The organism is Lacticaseibacillus huelsenbergensis (assembly GCF_029726355.1).
In the GTDB taxonomy this organism is placed as follows: Bacteria; Bacillota; Bacilli; order Lactobacillales; family Lactobacillaceae; genus Lacticaseibacillus; species Lacticaseibacillus casei.
Genome location: NZ_CP120687.1, coordinates 2,332,155 through 2,351,890 on the forward strand (window position 1 = coordinate 2,332,155; position 19,736 = coordinate 2,351,890).

Consider the following 19,736-nt stretch of genomic DNA (forward strand, 5'->3'; position numbering starts at 1 on the left):
GCTACTGATGACTGAACCTCTTTGTTTTCTGGAAACTAGTCTTGACTGGGACGGCTTACCCGACTAGCTTTTTTGACTTTTTCAAGCAGACGCCAAAATTCCAGATCCCATTCATCGCTGACCTGAACGTGCTCGTAAGGTAATGCTAAAAATCCGCTGCCGGCAAAGTGGCGAATCACAATCCGCGCATAGTCGTCAATGATCTTTTGCACCAACTGCGGATCCCAGTGATAATCGGGATTGTGTAAGTAGGTGAGATCGTGTTGATAATTGAAGCGCCACGGCAAAAGCTGCACGTGGCCTTCCAGAAGAATATTGAGAATTGTCTGGTCGGCTAAATGCCAGTGGGTCGTGTTGATGGTTGTAATCAGCTTGTCGACCGGAATCATTTGGTTGAACTGAGCGGTGTTAATAATCATCATGCCATTATTGAAGTAGTGCCGCATGGATTTCATGCCGTAGAGTTCTTCGGCCGGATACTGATCCTCGTAGTAGTTTTTGGAAGCCGCAAACAAAAAATCGGGAACGGCTGCCAGAACATGGTGCTCGTCCAACAAGTCAAACAAACGGCTGACATCGGTTTTGACAATCACGTCATTATCTAAGTAAAGCAGCTTCTGATAGTTGGCAAAATAATTAGGGGTAAACAGCCGCCAAATTGCCATGGGCGGGACCGGCACACCTTCGCCAATTGTAAAGTCCGGCGATATTTGATCGACTTCGCTGGGTTTACTCCAAAAGTCGACGGTGACTTGCGGTAAACCAAACTTTTGGGGCAGGGTTTTAATATAGTCGATATCCGGTTGCTGGACATCCTCACAGACAACCAGAATCTGTAATGGTTGGGTATTTTGATAATTTTCCAAAATCGAAGTGATCGCCACAGCGGTTAATTGAAGATGAAGTCGGGTGACGCAGAAAACAACGGCATTTTCACTCATTCAGAAGCCTCCAGAATCTTTGCTGAAATATCATAATTGACTGGCCTTTGATGCCAGCAGCCTGACTTGATGCAGGGCCTGCCAAAAAGCTGCTTCCCACTCGTCATGGAGCGCGACATGCTGGTAGGGTGCCGAAACCGGACCTTCACCGGCGAAGTGACGAATGGCAATGTGTGGGTAAGCCGCCAGCATTGGTTGGATGCGCTCGGGATCCCAGTGATAAGGATCGGTGAAATATTTTTTGCTATGTTGATAATTATAACGATAAGGCAATAGCAACGTGCTTTCTTGAAACATGAGATTCATCAGCGTCTGATCTGCCAGGTTCCATGACGTGGTTTGAATGAGCTTAAGGATGTCTCCGGGTTGATAACTGGCATTATAACGCGCCACGTTCATGACAATGACCCCGCCATTAAAATAATGCTGCATATCGGCCATGCCATATAAATACATGGTATCAACCTTGGACGGCAACTCATAATCTTTGGAAGCTGCGAATAAAAAGTCAGGGACGGCCGCAAGCGTGTGCTGGTCATCTAACTGTTCGAACAACTTGGAAACATCCGTATTGACAATGATGTCATTATCCAAGTAAAGCAGTTTTTGATAGTTCGAAAAGTAAGCCGGCAAAAACATTCGCCAGAAAGCCATCGGTGGCGTCGAGCCGGTACGTCCGCGCATTTGATAAGGCTTCAGATCCTTAGCCCAAGCCGGTGGCGCCCAAAAATCAATCGACGCAGCCGGGCGGTTCAATTGTTGCGGGAATGACCGAATCAAATCAATATCTGCCTGGAGGACATGATCGCAGACGACTAAAATTTTTAAGGGTGTTTGTTGATGATAATGTTGTAACAATGTCGTGATGGCCACGGCCGTGAGTTGAATATGCGGGCCAGTAACGCAGAAGACAACCGCCTGCTGCTCCAAAAGAAAAACCTCCTGAACGTGAGCCGACGCGGTTAGAAGTCGGCGAACGCGTTAATATGCTGTTACGCTGCTGGAAATCAAAAACAAGGCTACTTGATTTCTGGTTGAATCGTATGAATCGGACTGATATTAAAACTCAGCCGCTTAACATTGATCAAGACGCGTAAGAATTCTTCTTCCCATTCATCGGCGAGACGAACATGTTGGTACGGACAGGTGAGCCGACCGGTACCGGCAAAATGGCGAATCAGAATGTGCGGATACTCATCTGTCACCGTTTTGACAAGTTGCGGATCCCAATCAACCTTGGGATTATCAAAGAATGCCAATGAGTGTTGGAAATTGTAACGATATGGCAAGTATTTAACGTGGCCAGCAGCCAGAATATTAATAATGGTCTGATCAGCTAAATACCAGTTCGATGTGTTGATAACGTGCAGCAAACGGGTTACCGGAATTAACCGATTGAATTTCGCCACATCAATCAACATGACGCCATTATTAAAGTAATGCCTCATGGAATCGATACCATAAGCTTCTTTGGCGTTAAAGTTGGCGGGACCGTAACCAACATCGGTCGCAAACAAAAAGTCCTTTACGGCCGCCAGAACATAGGGCTCATTCAGTTGGGCAAAGATATTGCTGACATCGGTTTCGATCATCGTGTCGTTGTCTAAGTAAAGCATGCGATCGTAATCATTGAAGTAATTAGGCATAAACAATCGCCAGATGGCCATCGGCGGCACCGGTACGCCACTGCCAATGGTGAAATCCGGTCTGATTTTGGAAATCTCTTGCGGGATGGACCAAAAATCGACCGTCACCATGGGTTTGCCATAGATCGCCGGCAATTGTTTGATAAAAGCGATGTCTGGTTGACGAACACCGCTGCAAACAATATTGATTTGTAAGTCTCGTTTGGCTTGATAGTGTTCAAGGATCGTGGCGATGGACACGGCGGTAAGTTGCAAGTGGGTCCCTGTGACGCAATAAACGATGACGTTTTTGCTCATGAAGACTTTAGACCTCCATCTGTTTCAAATTAACGCGCTTTCTGAGAAATTATGTACCAAGTGTTATAGTATCTTTATGACAAAAGGCACATCAAAGGACCGCTTATTGAAAGATCGAAATAAGCGGGTAAATGACACCAGCCACGGCAATAATGGCAATGACAACGGCGATGACTTTTTGTAAAGTTTGGCCGGGGTCTTTTTTAACAGGAGGATCAACCAGCTGTTTTTTTTCAGCCTTGAACCGGTCGTGTATTTCTTGATCCAGCGTATGTTTTTTTGGTTTTGACATGATAGGCTATATTATATTATAAAATGACTAATATTAATAGGTGGTTCTAGAAAGCCAGAACATGCTTAGCTGAAAAGGAGTTTGCTTTTTGAAACTAAGAGAGCATTTGGCATTACATAAATATGTTAAACTGGCGAAACAAGTTATCGCAAAACGGGATATTTATCGCGCGATGTCGGATAAGGAACTGAAGGCGCAGACCCTGCATTTTCGTGAAGCCTTGAAATCCGGAAAATCGTTGGCCAGCATTATGGTGCCGGCCTTTGCGGTTGTCCGCGAGGCAGATCGGCGGGTGCTGGGGATGGAGCCCTTTTATGAACAAGTCTTAGGCGCACTCGCTATGCAATTTGGCAATGTGGCAGAAATGAAAACGGGGGAAGGTAAGACGCTGACGGCGACGATGCCGATGTACCTCAACGGCTTGGCGGGTCCGGGGACTTTTTTGATTACGGCCAATGCTTATTTGGCAAATCGTGATGCTGAAGATATGGGCCGCGTCTATCGGTGGCTCGGTGTTTCAGTAACGGCCGGCGTTTCCAAAGAAGGCCAGGAAGATGAAGATCGGGATGTCGATGATATTTATCAGCACGACATTGTGTACACCACCAACAGTACGCTGGGCTTTGATTATTTATTAGACAACCTGTCCGGCCCTGAAAAGCCGAAGTATTTAACGCATTTTCGCTTTGCGTTACTTGATGAAATTGATGCGGTCTTGCTGGATATGGCCCAAACGCCGCTGGTGATTTCCGGCGCGCCACGCGTTCAGTCGAATTATTTCCTGTTGGCGGCCGAAGTGATCCCATTGTTACAAGCTGACCGTGACTATGTGCTCAGTGACGATAAGAAAAAGGTTTGGTTTACTGAGGCCGGCATCGCGTTGCTGGAAGTTTATTTTGGCGTTGACCATTTGTTGTCGGCTAAATGGCGGGATTTATACCGACACTTGGTGTTAGCTTTGAAAGCCCAGTTTTTATTCATTCGTAATCGCGATTATGTGGTTGTTGATCATGAGGTAAAATTGCTGGATATCACCAACGGGCGCGAGTTGCAGGGGATGCGCCTGGAAGCCGGCCAGCATCAGGCGATCGAGGCTAAAGAGCACCTGCCGATTTCGGACCAGACCCGCTCAATGGCGTCAATCACGTACCAGAATCTGTTTCGCATGTTTACCCATTTGTGTGGCATGACAGGAACAGCAAAAACAGACGCGGCCGAGTTTCGTGAGTCGTACCATTTGGACGTGGTCATTATTCCCACGCATAAACCGAATATTCGCCAAGACAAGCCGGATCGTCTTTTCCTCGATACGGAACATAAAATTTATGCCTCTGTTGACATGGTGAAACAGGCTTATGCGGAGAAACGCCCTGTGCTGATCGAAACCGGTTCCGTGACCATGTCGAATCTATACTCGCGGGTATTGCTAAAAGCCGGCATTCCGCACAACTTGTTAAACGCGCGCAGTGCTTCAAAAGAAGCCATGATTGTCAAAGAAGCTGGCCAACCGGGAACGATCACCGTGGCGACATCGATGGCCGGGCGCGGGACCGATATTCATTTAGGTAAAGGCGTGGTCGAAAAAGGCGGCTTACTCGTCATTGGCACCGAGCGTATGGACAATGCTCGGATTGACAATCAACTGCGGGGCCGCGCTGGGCGGCAAGGCGCGCCGGGCGAAACGGTGTTCTTTGCCTCGCTGGAAGACCGGATCTTGCTTGAACATGGCCCGAATTGGCTGAAAAAGTTTCGGCGAAAATACCGCGGTCATGCTGAAAAGCTGCCGCAACCTTTAACAGGACATCGGTTTCGTCGGCTCATTAATCATGCACAAGCGGCTTCGGAACGGTCAGGACGGGATTCACGCTTTCAAACGTTGGAGTTTTCCGAAGTCATGCGGATTCAACGGGAGACAATTTATCGGACGCGTGACGAAATACAGGCTAGTCAGAACTTAGAGGCGGCAGTTGACAAACTGTTGAATCGAACAATCGATGAATTTTTGGCGGATCATCATCAACTAAATGAAGATCAAATGATGGACTTTATTTTGAATGTCATCAGCGCCCAACTCATTACGGATAGCATGACCATTCCCGCTGTCGAGGGATTGCGACCGCGGCAGACTAAAAAAACGGTCAAGCCCTTTTTGCGTCAGCTAATGGATCAACAGTTACAGGCCCAACACCAATTGTTGCCATCGCAGGATCAGTTTGATTATTTCGAAAAGGTGTCACTGCTTAAGGCACTTGATACGGCGTGGATCGAGCAGGTCGATACTTTGCAGCAGTTGCGATCCACGGCTAATTCGCGCGCATCGGCGCAACATAATCCTTTCTTTGAATATCAAAAAGACGCGCGGGATGCGTTTCACCGCATGACTGGCGATTTTGCCCAGCGTGCGGTTAAAAACCTGATGTTATCGACCATTCACAAGAATCCCAATGGCAGTGTTCAAGTCGGTTTCCCGGAAGCTTAAGGGAAGTTGACAGCACGATTGCCGTGAGTAGACAGGTTGTCAGTGTGATTGCCGTTTTGCAGTCCGTGAACCCGTGGTTGAGGAGGCATTTTTTAGTGAGTAATAAGCACGACATGTTGATCCGCTCATTATGGACAGCATTAATTTTAGGTATCGTGGCTTTGGGTCAGCTGGTTTTATTGCCAGGCACGGACATTGCTTCAGCTAGCGAACAACTTAAATCAGTGCCGTTTTTGCAACTGGTTGCCGGTGCGACCGGTAGTCAGTTGCAGAATGCCACCATTCTATCTTTAGGCATGCGGCCATATATGACCGGCATGATTGTGTGGCAGGCCATTCAAATGCTGTTTGATGAGCAGGTGCAGCGCTGGACGCTGCGAAAATCCGGGATTGCCCAACGGTTCATCACGTTGTTCTTTGCCTTTATTCAAGGTTTTGAAATGGTTTATGTGATGCGCAGTGCCATTAAGCCGATCTATCTGCCCGGGTTCAGTTTTAATTTTGGTTTGGTGCTGGTTTGGATCATTTTGATTGGGGGCGCGATGTTTACCACCTGGCTGGCTGATTTGAATATGGCCAAAGGGGTGGGTAGCTCAGTGGCGTTGATTATTCCTTCGCTGGTATTTTCACTGCCTAATGTTTTAAACAGTGGTTTTTATCAACGCCGCCATCCGATTTCGGAACAGGAGTACATCATTGCGGGCATCGTTGTGTTGGTGTTCATTGTGGTGATGACGATCATCAACGAAGCTGAATTACATATTCCGATTGAGCGGCCTTTATTGGAAAACGAGTTAGCCAAGTCGTATTTGCCGATTCGGTTATTGGTGGCCGGGTCCATGCCGTTTATGTTTTCTTCGTCTTTGTTCACGTTGCCGACTTATTTTGTAAACCAAACCGTCGGACCCACCAGTGAGTGGCAACGACAAATTATTAAGTGGTTTTCGTATAACACGCCACAAGGGATCTTTTCGTATGCGATGGTCATGATTTTCTTGGGCTACGCATTTGGGTACATGAACATGCAGCCGAGTAAGTTGGCGAAAAATCTCAAGGAAAGCGGCGACTACATTATTGACCAGGTGCCGGGCGAAATGACCAACCGCTTCTTGCTACGCCATTTTTCACTCATGTCGGTTTGGGGCAATTCGATTCTTGTGGTGATTGCGATTACCCCGTTGATTATTGGGCTCAAATACCCACCTGTAGCGAATTATTCAGTGATGTTGGGGCAGATTTTGATCTTAGTCACCATCATGGACACGGTGGATTCACAAATGCGCGCCCTTTGGTATAAGAATCGTTACCAGGTTATCTGACAGGGAGGAAACTATGCTTTATTTGCTGCCGAATTGGCCTCAAACGCCAAAGCTGCTGGAGGAAGAGTCGATGGTTAACTTGGCACACTTGTTTAGTGCCCATGATCAACCGTTTGAATTGCTCTTTTTGCGGCCTGAACCTTGGCTGCGCCGAACTTTAAAAGAAAATGATCTTCTGTCTGAACGGTGGTGGTCAGTCTTTGATGCGATTCAGGACGTACCATTTCAAGCGGGCCAACCGGTTGATCTGGAAGATTTGGGCATGCCGGCAGATGTTGAGCGGATCTTTTCGCAAAGTCAGGTGACGCTCAATCGGCAGGATGAGTTGTATGCTGTGATCAAGACATTTAAGACCGGTTTTATTCTGAGCGTTGAATTTCCTGAAGGGAAAATCGGTAAAGAAGAGCGAGTTTATGATGATCGCGGTTTTTGGAGCTATAGTCGGTTTTTTGATGCTCAAGGCAAGGTCATTCGGCGCGTTTGGTATGACTTAACCGGGAGCATTGTGATGACCGAAGAAGCATCCGGTCAAGTCACGATTGGCACACAAGCAGCACGCCGATTCAAGCAGCACCAATATGCGAACCTGGATCAGGTTATTTTGGAAAAACTGAACCAGCATTTAGCCATGGCAGCCGATCCGCATATCGTTGCCATGGCAGGGATGGCGCAACCCATGTTAAAAGCCATTATGGCAGGTTATCCAGTGACCATGTTGGTGGAAGAACATCTAGCCAGGCAGGAACGGCAATCTGTCCGGGCGGTGGCGGAACAGGCAACGGAGATTATTTCGCCGACCGATCACTATGCCGAACAATTAAAGAAACAACTCGGCACCGGTGCTGACCAAAAGATTCAGGTCATCCCGCCTTACGCTACCACGCTGGCTTTAGGGGTCAGCAATGAAACCGATCAAACGAACGTGATGTGGTATGTCAATCAGCTCAATGCCGAACGTTTGGCAGTCGTTTTCCCGCAGTTATTGGCTATGTTGAGCCAGGAGAATCGGCGGCGATTGGTTGTGGTTGCTGACAATGATGATCAAGTGGCGCATCTGCAACAACTGGCCATTAACTTTTTCGCGAATCTCCAAGGCATTAGTCCTGACTCAGGCATATTTGCTGAAATTACCAAGGCGATCCAAAAGTGGCAGGACGACCAAGCGCATGCTGGCGACAATGTGACGGTTGAAAATGCCCAAATGCCGCTGCCACCGGCGCAAACCGATTCGGAAGCGGATCGAGCTGCTAATCAAAAAACCCTCAAGATTCAGCAAACGGCTTTTCAGGTTTTCCAAATGTTGACGCATCTTCATTACGCAGTCGATCCGGAAGTCGGTCAGTTGAAGCAATGGCTGCATAGCAGTCGGTTATTAGTTGATTTAGGCGATCAACCTAATTTGTTGCTGCAGATTGGCGCCATCAGTGTGGCAATTCCGCAGATTAATCGGCATGAGACCGGTTATGTCCAAGATGGCGTTAACGGCCGCATCATCGATCAGGATCGCGCGTTGGCTGACGCACTATCTGGTTATTTGGATCAATTGTCCGCTTGGAATCGCACAGTGGTGGCGAATGTCAAATTGATCGATCAGCATGATGATGACCAGTTGATGCGCTTATGGAAGAAGGTTTTGACTCATGGCAGATAATGCTTATCCCGTTTTACAGCTAGGGACGCAGGCAATACCATTGCAGGAACATCTCACGAAGGACTTTGCTTTTGAGTTTATTTCAAACGCTGCCTTTAATACTGCGCCGACCCCGCCAGCGACTCAGCCGGACAAAAGCGATTCGGAAGGTGAACCAGAGGAAAAAACCGACCAGCTACCCATTTCGTTGTGGCAGAATGCAGACATGACACGGTTACGTCGCGAATATGCGACAGCGTTGTTCATCATTACAGAAGGCGCAGCCGTGTTAAAGCAACCCGACCAACTGATCGGCCTGCCTGCCAATACCATTATGTATGATGAAACGTTATCGTTAACACCGGAAATCATTCACATTTTGGATTTAAAACAAGCTCACCCAATTTCGTTAGATCATTTAGACCAATTAGGCGAACAGATCGTTTTATTCTTTTATCCGGCGCAGTGGGGCATTCGGGTACCTTTTGGCCGTATCGAAATTGCCGATGGCTTTTCCGGAAGTGTTATGCAGCAAGGCAGTGTCGGGGTGACGTTAAAAGGCGATTTTGGCCGCGACTTGCAACCGGCTGTTTATTGGCGCGGCTCACTAGGGATTGGGCAAATGGAAGCCATTGCCATTTCAATTGAATGTGAGACCGTTGGGGATGTCGAAGTCTGGGCCAAACTGCAAATGGTGAACCCGCAAAACTTTCAGATCGCCCAAAAGAAACTCATTCCACTATCGGCATTTCGTGATGATACGATCTTAGACACGAAAGCCGGGTTCCGGTTTGTCAACATCACCTTGATGGCCAAAGGCAGTGGAACGGTCAAAATCAGGCAGGTTCACTTACGGCGCAGTCGCGGCAGTTATGGCACGATGTTTATCGGTGGCAAACGGTTGAAAGCTGTTAAGCCATTGGATGGTGAGCTGTTGAGTTACTTTGACGCCGGTGATTTGAAGCCGCCACTGTCGGTTTACTTTTCCGGTTATCGGTCGGCTGAAGGGTTTGAAGGTAACTTCATGATGAAAGCGATGCGTAATCCCTTCTTGCTGTTCAGCGATGCGCGGTTGGAAGGGGGAGCCTTTTATCTTGGTGATCCGCAGCTTGAGAATCAGGTTGTTGAAATGATTCAGGCGACCTTGAAGCGTTTGGGTTTTCGACCGGATCAGTTGATTCTGTCCGGGTTGTCGATGGGCACGCTTGGGGCGTTATATTATGGCGCCAAGTTAGATCCACGGGCGATTCTGGTTGGTAAACCGCTGATTAATCTAGGGACAATTGCCGAGAATGGCCGGGTGCGGCGCAGCGCCGATTTTGCGACTGCTTTTGATATGCTAATGATGTTTAATGGCAGCGCTACTCATGAAAGCGCCAAAAAAATTAACCAACGCATTTGGCAAACGATTTCTGGCGGTAAGTTTGATCACACGCTTTTTGCGATTGCCCATATGCTGGATGACGATTACGAACATCATGCGTTTGATGAAATCGTTAAGTGGCTGAATCGCCGCCAGCAGCATAATCGAGTGTTGCATATCGGGCTGCACGGCCGGCATAACGACAATACCAACGAGGTGAATGCCTGGTTCCTGCGGCAATATCATATGATTTTAACGCAGGAATTTGGACGCTCATTCTAGGGAAAAGAGGCAACAATGGAGACTGCTTATTTGTTTTTCTGGCGCCGGATGCTGGATACGACCTTTAACTATGGTGCGCAGGTGACATACATGGCAGATGGTACCGTCCAATTCGAAGCACCCATGATGCCACCGGGTAAAACCATTCACGCGTGGACGACTACTAAAGACTTTGAACATAATCTGCAACTGGCAGAATTGCCGGTTTTAACGCCTGGAGAAACTTATGCGCTGGCTCTCAACTGGGAAGTGAAGGAGGACAGTGTCTTTTGCCAGATTGTCTTTACCGACGCTTCCGGGTTGGAAGTCGGATCGGAAGTGTTGGAGGATGGCAAAGGTACTTTTACTTTTCCACTTACAGCGTATGCATATGAAATTCGCTTAAAAAATATGCGCCATGAACAGGTCGTTTTTCATTATGGTATGATTATCCCAGTATCTGTTTATAACCATTTTGATATAGCGGTGAATTTAAACCATGCGTTGGTGACTTTTCGTGCGCGTAAGCAAACCGATGAACCGCAAGTTTTGGGGATAACAGAGCGCAGCAGCCTGACCAAGCCGTTATGGTTGCCGCAAGCAGCGCGAACGATTTTTGTGGTAGCTGCCAATGCTAAACAATTGCTTGATCCGCAGTGGTGCCAGGAGACGGCTGCATTTTTAAAAGCTGAATTCGATCCGGCATTTGGTTCGTTAACCGTTGCATACCAGGTTGGCCGCCATCTCGGTCACTTGCGACAGGCATTACGAGCGGCATTTTCCAAAAAAATTGAAAAGTGAAGGGGTAAAGGTAAATGATTTTTTTCATGAATCGGGCCATGGGCATTGGCAATTCCGGTGTCGAGCATGCCGAATTTTATCGTGCCAAGTTATTTGACCGGTTAGGCATCGACTACCGGTTTGTCATGTTGGACGTGGTGCGCGAACTACGCGAGGCAATGGCAAAATGGCAGATTAAAAATCGCAAAATGATTAATATTTGGGAATATTTTACATTTGGCGACGATTATCTGCGTCATGGCATTGAAGATTTGATCACCCCAAAGGATCATACTTTGATCGATGGGACGAATACATATCGGATTCAGGAGTACATCACGAGTGGTGGCCTACGGATCGTCAATCACTTGGTTAAGTATCCCGACAAACACAAAAAGAGTAATGTCCTGCTCGTCAGTACCGGGCGCACCGAAATCTTCAACCAGCGCACTGGCGAAAAACGGGTGATGTTCTCTTACGTTGACGATCAGCATCGCGGGATGTTGATGAAAGACATCCATCTCTATAACCAAAACGGTCAGCATCTTTTCTTCGCCAATGAAGTGTTGATGATTCGTTATTTCATGAATAAGCTTAACGACTTCTTTGGGCATAACAGCACCTTCATCATTGATCGTGGTGAAGGGGTCGAGATGGCGATCGACTATCACCGCCCAGTTGGCAGTCACATTGTCAATATCGTTCACGCTGATCATCTGTCTGATCGGGATGATCCGGAGAATCCATTGTGGAACAACCACTACGAATACCTGTTAACCCGGCTGAATCGGGTCGATCGCGTGGTCGTCGCAACCAAACTACAACGGGAGGATCTCATCCATGATTTTCCTCAGTATGCGAAAAAGTTTGTCGCGATTCCGGTTGGCGGTGTGCGTGATCAGAAGACAGCACCGGTTAAAACAGCCTTGGGTGATCCGATTCGCTTAATTACGGCTTCTCGACTTGCCTCTGAAAAACATATTGACTTGATTATCCGAGCAGTTGCGGCTCTGAACAAAGACGGTGTTCACTACACGCTTGATATTTATGGCGGTGGTGGTGAAGAGATGAAGCTGAATCAGTTGATTGATAAACTACATGCCGGTGATTATGTCAAGATGAAAGGCCAGACCAATCAATTGGATAAGCTTTATCCTAAATACGATGCATTCGTGTCGGCCTCGTTCTCTGAAGGGTTTGGTTTAACATACATTGAATCGCTGAATGCCGGCCTGCCCGTCGTGACTTACAAGGCGCGTTTTGGCGCCATGGAATTAATCAAGGACAATGTCAACGGCTTTTTGCAGGACTTCAAGCGGGATGATACCCAGTACAATGTCAATCAAATGGTGACGGGTCTGAAGCGCTTGAAAGCAGCAGATTACCAGAAACTGTGCGGTCAGACGTTTAGCTCGGTCGCAGCCTTTCAGGATCACCGAATTGCAGGGGAATGGAGGAAGATGCTCGATGAACTATGAAATTGTCAATCAGCTGGAAGCCGGCCAACCTGGCTGGGATGCCCACAAGGCAGTACTTAAGCAAACCAATACCCAGTTGCTAGTCTTGGGCCCGCTGCCCGGTTTCTATGGGTTCTTAAAAGATGAACACCTCCAAGGCGTGGATTTAATTGACACGATTACCCAACGACGTTACATCGATCACAAGTATATGTTTTTTGACAAAGCACCGGTTCCTGAGGGCACGGCGGTTTACATGAACGAAGATGGTACCATTTCGCTTATCAGTGAAGGCGAAACGATTGGCTCGATGGTGACCTATGCCGGTACGCGCCGGGCAGTTAAAGAGTTGCGCTACCAGTACTTAGATGGTACTAAGGACTTGATTGAGGAATATTCGTTTGATGGCAATCATTACAGCAATCTTTTTTACTATAATGACGATATTCAGGAGATTCAGTTTTTAAATCGCGATGGAAAAGTCGTGATTCGGGAATTTTTCTATGAAGGTGCGATCAACCTTATTACCGTTGAGGATCCTTTGAGTGGGCATGAACTGCGTCGTTATGACGACATTGAGGCTTTTCGTGAAGGCGAAATCGCGCGCTTTCTGAAACCGGAGGACACGGCCATAACCCGTTACATGGGATTGGAAATGACGGCACTGCGACATGCAAAGTCGCATAACGTTTTACGACTGTCGGAATCGCCTTTTGACGAGAATTCCGAAGTGCGTGGCAATTTAATGGCTATTTTGACCAACGATATTGCTTATATTCACGAGGTACAAATGGATCAGGCAAGTTACAATGCATTAGCACTGAGAGATGTGCCGCTAGACAAGGCCAAAGTGGTCACGGAAGCGCGGTAACATTGTCAAAAAATAATCTGTGAGACCGATCAATTTACAACCCAGGCGCTCAGATCAAAAAAGCGATCTAAGCGTCTTTTTGTTGTGTAAAATATTATCGTGAGCTATTGCTGAGGATTAAAAACAGCTCCTTATCACGAATGCGTAGAAGCGAAGAAGCAGGATTGTCTGACATTTGTTAACCCCTTTAACAACGAAAGTATAGCTAAAAGGAATCTTGAGTACGATTTTAAGGCTTAAAAATGCCGTTTCAAGAAAGCGGTTACAATTTTTTAAAATTTGAAGTTCATAAATACCGCCATCTCTAAGGTGTTGGTAGATCAGTGGTTGTGACTGATATCGACAATTTTGAATAACGGCGAATCGATTAAAATATTGATATTAATTTAAATAAAAATCGTTATTTTGAAAAATTATATGTTACACTACAAACGTATGCTGAAATCATGAAGGAATAACCTAAGAATGATGAATCAGGAGGGAATGGGCGATTAATGAGTAGATTAAATCCTCAAAGACAGAAGCGGCTTTTTGAAACGAACAGTAAAAGCCGTTTTAGAATGTATAAAGCCGGCAAGCAATGGTTGGTTGCCGGTATCGCCACATTAAGCGGCTTATTTGGTATGGGGGCCGTCGCCAGTTCGCCGGTGCACGCAAGTACATCGAACACGGCTGGTGTCGGCAAAGAAGCCGGGAAACAGGATGTGCTGGCGACTCAAAATCAAGCGACCATTCCTGCGAGTTCCAACACAACATCGCAATCAACTTCGGAAAGTACTTCTACCAGTGCGTCCGAGAGCGTCTCGGCATCGCAGTCGGTTAGTGCTAGCGATTCAAAGAGCACTTCTGACTCAACCAAAAACAGCCAGAGCACCTCGACCAGCAGCTCTATTAGTGCGGCCAGCGCGTCAGTAAGTGAATCCATCTCCAAGTCTGAAAGCGCAGCGAAGAGTGGCTCCACCACTGAATCGCAAAGCAATAAGACCACACAATCAGAAAGCCAGAAGAAGTCAGAGAGTACCTCGAATCAGCCAGCTTCGAAGGAAACATCGGTTAGTGTATCTGAAAGCACTTCGACGAGCACGAACCCATCAAAGCAGGCTTCGACAAGCTCATCTGAAAGCACAACAGGCAAGCAGAGCACCAGTACCTCTGAAAGCCAATCTTTGAGTACTTCTCAGAGCACGTCACTTAGCATTTCCGAGCAATCGTTAAGCGACTTAGCTGCCAAGACTGGTGAGCTAGCAACAACTGATATTAACAAGCTCACCGCTATGATGGCGCAGGCCAAGACGGCAGCTGCTGATAGTGAATTCACCATCACGGATCAAAAAGACTTTAAGAGTGGTGAGTCTGCTGCCGAGTCTGATCTTAAGTCCATTATCAAGAATATTGACCTCAAAGGGTTTGGGGTTGCCTTTAACATTGGCAATGTTAAGGCTGCCGTTAATCAACTGGCTGCTTTGATCGATGACTATATTAAGAATCCAACGCTTTATACCAACACGACGATTACTGATAGTAAAACTGGCACCAATGCTTATGACCCAATTTGGAAACCGGATAACCGCAATGGCAGTGACTGGCCGGCTGCAGACAATTGGTTAGATCTTTCCACTTATGGTCACGGTTATAAAGTCAACAGTTCATTACCTTCATTTAACGCTGGTTATGTAACCTACCTTCGTTCATACGCAAAAGGCATTTTGGATGATTTAACTGCTGTCAAGAACCAATCAACGAACCCGGACGCAGCCAATTCTTTAATCAACAACACTACTTATCGTTCAGGGGACTTAAGTGGTTCTTCACTGGGCGGCGTTATTGCAAATGGACTAAGCTTTATCTGGAATTCATTCTGGAATAACTATAACGTTCCAAAAGTGCTGCAAGTATATACTGATTCAAGTGTTGCGGCATCAAATGTCAATACAACTGTTGGATACCTCAATAACTTAGTTGGCCTGGTTGCCCCTTATATCATCAACGGAATCGCTCATCAGGCTTTGTCTGATATTCGATCAATTGGCAATGCCAAAATGGGAGCAGATGGCAAGATTGACTATGCTCCTGATAAGTTTACCGATGCCGTTGCTCTGAATGGCAATATTAAGAGTTTTCTCGGACTGGTTGGCCTGGATGGGGTTATTAGTAGTACCCTCATGCAGCGTATTTATGATTCAATTAAAACCGTTGCTCAACAAGCCATCATGAACAACTGGGCAACTGGTGAGTATAAAGCCCTGCAGAACCTGATGAACAATGGTATCTATGATGACGGCTCAAATACGTATAAGGCCACTGGCTATGACGTTAATAATCCAGCCGCTGTCACCAATAGTAATCAGGCCAATTTAAGTGACACGACCCAAGCTGCTGCTTATGCATGGGCGATGAAAGTCTTCACGCCTTTGCTTCAAAAAGCAGCTTCCGATGCTTGGAGCGGCAGTCCAGCTGACAATATTGATGAACTGATTGATTCATTGAGTGTCTCCGACGCTGACAAGGCTCTACTGAAGACCGATAATGCACAAAACACGGCGTCCGGCCTTAAGAATTATGCTCGTAGCGCTGAAGGCGCCCGCGAGATGATCCAGCAGATCTACTCCAAAGAATATCAGGCGGTTGCTAAAGCACTGTATGACTTTAGAACCGATCCAACATATACGGACGCTCAGCTAGCACAACGGCAAAAAGATGCGGATCTTAATTTTGAACCAGTGGGTGATCCTGCACTCAATGGTGGCGGCGGTACAGCGACGACGCTCGAAGCGAATGATTACACCAGGACTTATCAGTTCTTACGTGACGCCATGTATCAAGGCCAAGCCAACGCTGATATCAAGTCTCATTCACAAAAAGACGGTAAAGTTGATCCTCTCAAGCCAGATCCAACTGAGTTTACAGCACAGAAGAGCATTTTAAGCTCGACCTTGACACCGTTGGTCGATGATTTGACCAACTTTGCTCGGCCTTACTATTCTTACGCTTATCAAGTAGAAGCAATTCGCGCCAATAATGCGTTTGCTGCTGGGTTGGCAAAAGCACATGAGGAAATTGCTGCGAACCCAGCGATGCCTGTGCCAGATGCAGGCGATGCCGGAAAGATCACGGTTGATGGCCAGGATTACAGTGCTAAAGACGATACTACTGCATCGATCTATACCACGGTAGCAAGTGCTGTTAATAAAAACGCACCGGCTGCAGGCCAAGCCTTCACTGATGGTTATCAGTCAATTTTGACCGAAGTTACCGTCACACTGCAGGCAAAATCAGGTGAAACTGGTTTTCCTGATGCCAAGACTTATACGGTTTGGGCACCAACTGACCAATTAACCAACATTGGAGCACCAACTGTCAAAGGTTGGATTCCTGAACCAGTAAATGCTGCCAACACCTTTACAGGTAAAACTGGGCAAATTACGTTTACCTATCACAAGGGTGCCAGCATTGATAACATCAGCATTACCAACCCAACTGATTCGCGTCAGTACAACGGTGAACTTTTAAATTATCCTGATATTGATCCAACTATCACGATTACTTGGAATGATGGGACGACCACGACAACCCAGTCACTCAAATTCTCCTCTATTTCTGGATTTGCTGGGGATATGCACGAATACTTTAACTTTGCCTATACCAGTGATGAAGGCAAATGGACTATTCAACTCAATCAAAATGGTGCAGATGCAGTCTTAAGCTGGATTAAAAATCAGCTTAAATATGACGGCACTTCATTTGAGGTACCTGATTCCGCCCTTGATTTATTACCACAGCAATTCACTTATAGCATCACCAAGCAAGTTGCTGTTACCAGCAAGAAGAATGTCAACTATATTATTGGTAATGACCTCCCGACAGCTAAAGACCTTTATGATTATGTCGTTGTCAATGGTGTTAAGTACGACGCCAGCCAGGTTAAGTGGAATGCTGACGGTAGCAAGGGCACGATTGATGGCGTCGGTACCATCACTCTGAACTGGAATAAGACCAAAGATGATTTGCAAACCGCTGGAACGTATACCGATGCCGCTGATCTTCAGCTGACATTGCAGGATGGCACAGTTGCTAAAGATGCTGTGAACGTCATCAGCTCGTCAGCGAAACACGATGTGACTGTTAACAATAATCGTACGATTGTTTATGTTATTGGTGGCGACAAACCTACTGCTAAAGAGGCTATGAATGGATCCGGCGCCTACATTGAAGTTGACGGCACGAAGTATACGACCGATGACATCAAGTGGAGTAGCGATGGTAACACCGGTACCATTACCACTAAGGATGGCAAGACCATCACCGTTACCTTGGAATGGTCTAAGGGTACCGAAGATGCTATTGAAACCGCTGGATTGCATTCAAATGCGGCTAATGTTGAGGTAACGCTATCCGATAAATACACAGCAGCAGGTGCGTTAAACGTCTATTCGACCACTAATGCGTCCACAGATGCGCAAGTCGATAGTAAAAAGAATATCGGCTACACCATTGGGCATGACCTTCCGACTGCAAAGGACGCCTTTGATGCCGTTGTTGTTAATGGCGTTGTTTACACGGCTGATCAGGTTACCTGGAATAATGACGGCACCGGGACGATTGACGGCGTTGGTACCTTCACGATTGATTGGTCCGATGACGCTCAGAAGACCCTTCAAACAGAAGGCATGCATAAAAATGCCGGCACGTTAGTCTTCACCCGTCAGTCAGACAAGAAACAATTTACTGACAGCTTCAACGTTTATTCAGCACCGGACTATTCTAAACAGTCAACGAGTGCTTCTGAATCTACATCAATGTCTGACTCTGAACGGACTTCGACTTCTGCCTCTGCAAGCACCTCGACAAGTACGTCTGCTTCATTGTCCGCCAGCGAGTCAGCAACCGAATCGAATTCAATTTCACAAAGTACATCTAAGATCCAATCAGAATCCGTTTCTGCATCAGATTCAAAGAGACAGTCGGAGTCTGCCCAATCGAGCCAATCAACCAGTGAGTCAACTTCAGTCTCAATGAGTGAATCGAGCCGGGCAGATACCTCAAACTCGGCAAGCACTTCAACAAGTCTGTCAGCTTCGACATCTGCGAAGGAATCCACGACAAAGAGTACGTCCAAAGATGTTTCTGAGTCGGATTCAGCAAGTCATTCGACAAGCATGTCAACTTCCACCTCGTCAAGTGAGTCGAGTCGGGCATCTCAGTCCGAATCGGCCAGTTTGTCGGGCAGTGTTTCTGCTTCTGAGTCGGCAAGTACCTCTGACAAAGATTCAACCAGTGCTTCAACAAGCGAATCACAATATGAAAGCACATCGTCGATTGCAAGCGGTTCTGATCGTAAGTCGGCTTCAACATCGGCCAGCGTTTCGACATCGGCTTCAGCTTCTGGTTCCACGAGTGAATCGGATGTTAAGTCAGAGTCTAACTCTGCTAGTGAGAGTCTCTCAGCTTCAGAAAGTGACTCGCGCAATGGCAACAACAGCGGTGCAAGCATTTCGCAGTCGGCAAGCACGTCAGCAAGTACGTCAGTTTCAGTTTCGACGAGTGAATCCACACGCAGTTCTGAATCTGTTTCAAAGAGCGATTCTCAGCGTGATGCCACCTCTAAGTCTGCAGATAACTCAAAGACAGCTTCCGAAAGCGGCTCAGTTAGCGCTTCAACTTCGGCATCTAAGAGTTTGTCAGAGCGTCGTGACGAGTCTAAGTCTGCATCAACATCAACATCACTTTCCGCATCGACTTCAACTCGTGAATCAAATTCTGCTTCGACATCTACGAAGGCTTCGACCAGTGAGTCGCAGTCTAGTTCGACGAGTAATTCTAAACAAAATTCAACATCCACATCGGCATCGGCATCTGAAGAGCAATCGACTTCTGACAACAAGAATGCATCAGTCAGCGAGTCGAACTCAACTTCGACCAGTGAGTCCGAACAGGCGTCCACTTCGGCCTCAGCTTCAACCTCGACAAGTAAGTCAAAGGCAGATTCGACGAGTGAATCAACCAGTCGGTCAAAAGAAGGCTCTGGCAGCACCAACAAAGATACTTCCGCATCCACTTCGGCAAGCCTGTCAACTAGCACGTCGGATTCAGCTTCCACCAGTGCTTCAGGCCATGCTTCGACATCCACGTCATTGAGTGTTTCCGAAAGTACTTCGGCATCACAGTCGGCGAGTGCTTCCAAGCGTGATTCACAGAGTACTTCGACCAGTGCTTCGACACAGACGTCACAGTCAGCTTCAACCAGTGACTCTGACCGTGATTCAACTTCCACATCGGCTAATGATTCCACGAGTGCATCGAAGTCAGAGTCTACAAGCCAGTCTGATCGGGCATCTAAGTCCGATTCAGCCAGCGATTCGACCTCGACTTCCGAGAGCAAGGGTGCCGGCAGTGAAAGCAC

Annotated in this window: 15 protein-coding genes and 1 pseudogene; 8 read left to right on the top strand and 8 right to left on the bottom strand. The window is 47.0% G+C overall.

Translation table 11 applies throughout. The features are described 5' to 3' along the window. Positions 1-35 precede the first annotated feature (35 nt). The 4 genes from LHUE1_RS10730 to LHUE1_RS10745 form a co-directional block, all read right to left on the bottom strand. On the bottom strand, positions 36-941 hold the full coding sequence (locus LHUE1_RS10730; RefSeq protein ID WP_049169419.1) for a glycosyltransferase family 8 protein: 906 nt from the start codon (positions 939-941) through the stop codon (positions 36-38). Between the two features lie 30 nt (positions 942-971). Next, positions 972-1,871, bottom strand: a complete 900-nt coding sequence (locus LHUE1_RS10735) for a glycosyltransferase family 8 protein (protein ID WP_049169420.1) — start codon at positions 1,869-1,871, stop codon at positions 972-974. Positions 1,872-1,960: 89 nt separating this feature from the next. Next, on the bottom strand, positions 1,961-2,884 hold the full coding sequence (locus tag LHUE1_RS10740; RefSeq protein WP_049169421.1) for a glycosyltransferase family 8 protein: 924 nt from the start codon (positions 2,882-2,884) through the stop codon (positions 1,961-1,963). Positions 2,885-2,987: 103 nt separating this feature from the next. Continuing rightward, positions 2,988-3,176, bottom strand: coding sequence for a hypothetical protein (locus LHUE1_RS10745; RefSeq protein ID WP_049169422.1), 189 nt, complete (start codon positions 3,174-3,176; stop codon positions 2,988-2,990). Between the two features lie 88 nt (positions 3,177-3,264). On the opposite strand from LHUE1_RS10745, the gene secA2 reads away from it, so the two are divergent. From secA2 to LHUE1_RS14390, 8 genes and pseudogenes are all read left to right on the top strand, one after another. Continuing rightward, on the top strand, positions 3,265-5,655 hold the full coding sequence (gene secA2 / locus LHUE1_RS10750) for an accessory Sec system translocase SecA2 (RefSeq protein ID WP_049169423.1): 2,391 nt from the start codon (positions 3,265-3,267) through the stop codon (positions 5,653-5,655). A gap of 95 nt (positions 5,656-5,750) precedes the next feature. Further along, entirely contained in the window at positions 5,751-6,974 is a 1,224-nt protein-coding gene (locus LHUE1_RS10755; RefSeq protein WP_049169424.1) for a preprotein translocase subunit SecY, read from the top strand. Positions 6,975-6,987: 13 nt separating this feature from the next. After that, positions 6,988-8,625, top strand: coding sequence for an accessory Sec system protein Asp1 (gene asp1 / locus LHUE1_RS10760; RefSeq protein ID WP_049169425.1), 1,638 nt, complete (start codon positions 6,988-6,990; stop codon positions 8,623-8,625). After that, the gene (gene asp2, locus LHUE1_RS10765) at positions 8,615-10,249 is read left to right on the top strand and encodes an accessory Sec system protein Asp2 (RefSeq protein WP_049169426.1); all 1,635 of its coding nucleotides are present in this window, start codon (positions 8,615-8,617) and stop codon (positions 10,247-10,249) included. The genes asp1 and asp2 overlap by 11 nt, the downstream gene beginning before the upstream one ends. Before the next feature lie 15 nt (positions 10,250-10,264). Next, a complete protein-coding gene (gene asp3 / locus LHUE1_RS10770; protein ID WP_049169427.1) occupies positions 10,265-11,029 on the top strand; it encodes an accessory Sec system protein Asp3 in 765 nt (254 codons plus the stop codon). Between the two features lie 14 nt (positions 11,030-11,043). Further along, on the top strand, positions 11,044-12,486 hold the full coding sequence (locus LHUE1_RS10775; RefSeq protein ID WP_217774578.1) for a glycosyltransferase: 1,443 nt from the start codon (positions 11,044-11,046) through the stop codon (positions 12,484-12,486). Beyond that, entirely contained in the window at positions 12,476-13,336 is an 861-nt protein-coding gene (locus LHUE1_RS10780) for a hypothetical protein (protein WP_049169428.1), read from the top strand. The genes LHUE1_RS10775 and LHUE1_RS10780 overlap by 11 nt, the downstream gene beginning before the upstream one ends. Positions 13,337-13,830: 494 nt before the next feature. Further along, positions 13,831-13,986 (top strand): annotated as a pseudogene (locus LHUE1_RS14390) (KxYKxGKxW signal peptide domain-containing protein); the annotation flags it as partial. Positions 13,987-14,057: 71 nt separating this feature from the next. On the opposite strand, the gene LHUE1_RS10785 reads toward LHUE1_RS14390, so the two are convergent. From LHUE1_RS10785 to LHUE1_RS10800, 4 genes are all read right to left on the bottom strand, one after another. Next, positions 14,058-14,261, bottom strand: coding sequence for a hypothetical protein (locus tag LHUE1_RS10785; RefSeq protein WP_279280245.1), 204 nt, complete (start codon positions 14,259-14,261; stop codon positions 14,058-14,060). A 3,831-nt stretch (positions 14,262-18,092) separates the two neighbouring features. Further along, positions 18,093-18,434 carry a hypothetical protein gene (locus tag LHUE1_RS10790; protein ID WP_279280246.1) on the bottom strand — a complete coding sequence of 114 codons (342 nt, stop codon included), beginning with the start codon at positions 18,432-18,434 and terminating at the stop codon, positions 18,093-18,095. A gap of 99 nt (positions 18,435-18,533) precedes the next feature. Continuing rightward, positions 18,534-18,887: a hypothetical protein gene (locus LHUE1_RS10795; RefSeq protein WP_279280247.1), complete on the bottom strand. Its 354-nt coding sequence runs from the start codon at positions 18,885-18,887 to the stop codon at positions 18,534-18,536. 33 nt (positions 18,888-18,920) lie between these two features. Beyond that, positions 18,921-19,736 (bottom strand): hypothetical protein, encoded by an 816-nt coding sequence (locus LHUE1_RS10800; protein WP_279280248.1) that lies wholly within the window; start codon positions 19,734-19,736, stop codon positions 18,921-18,923.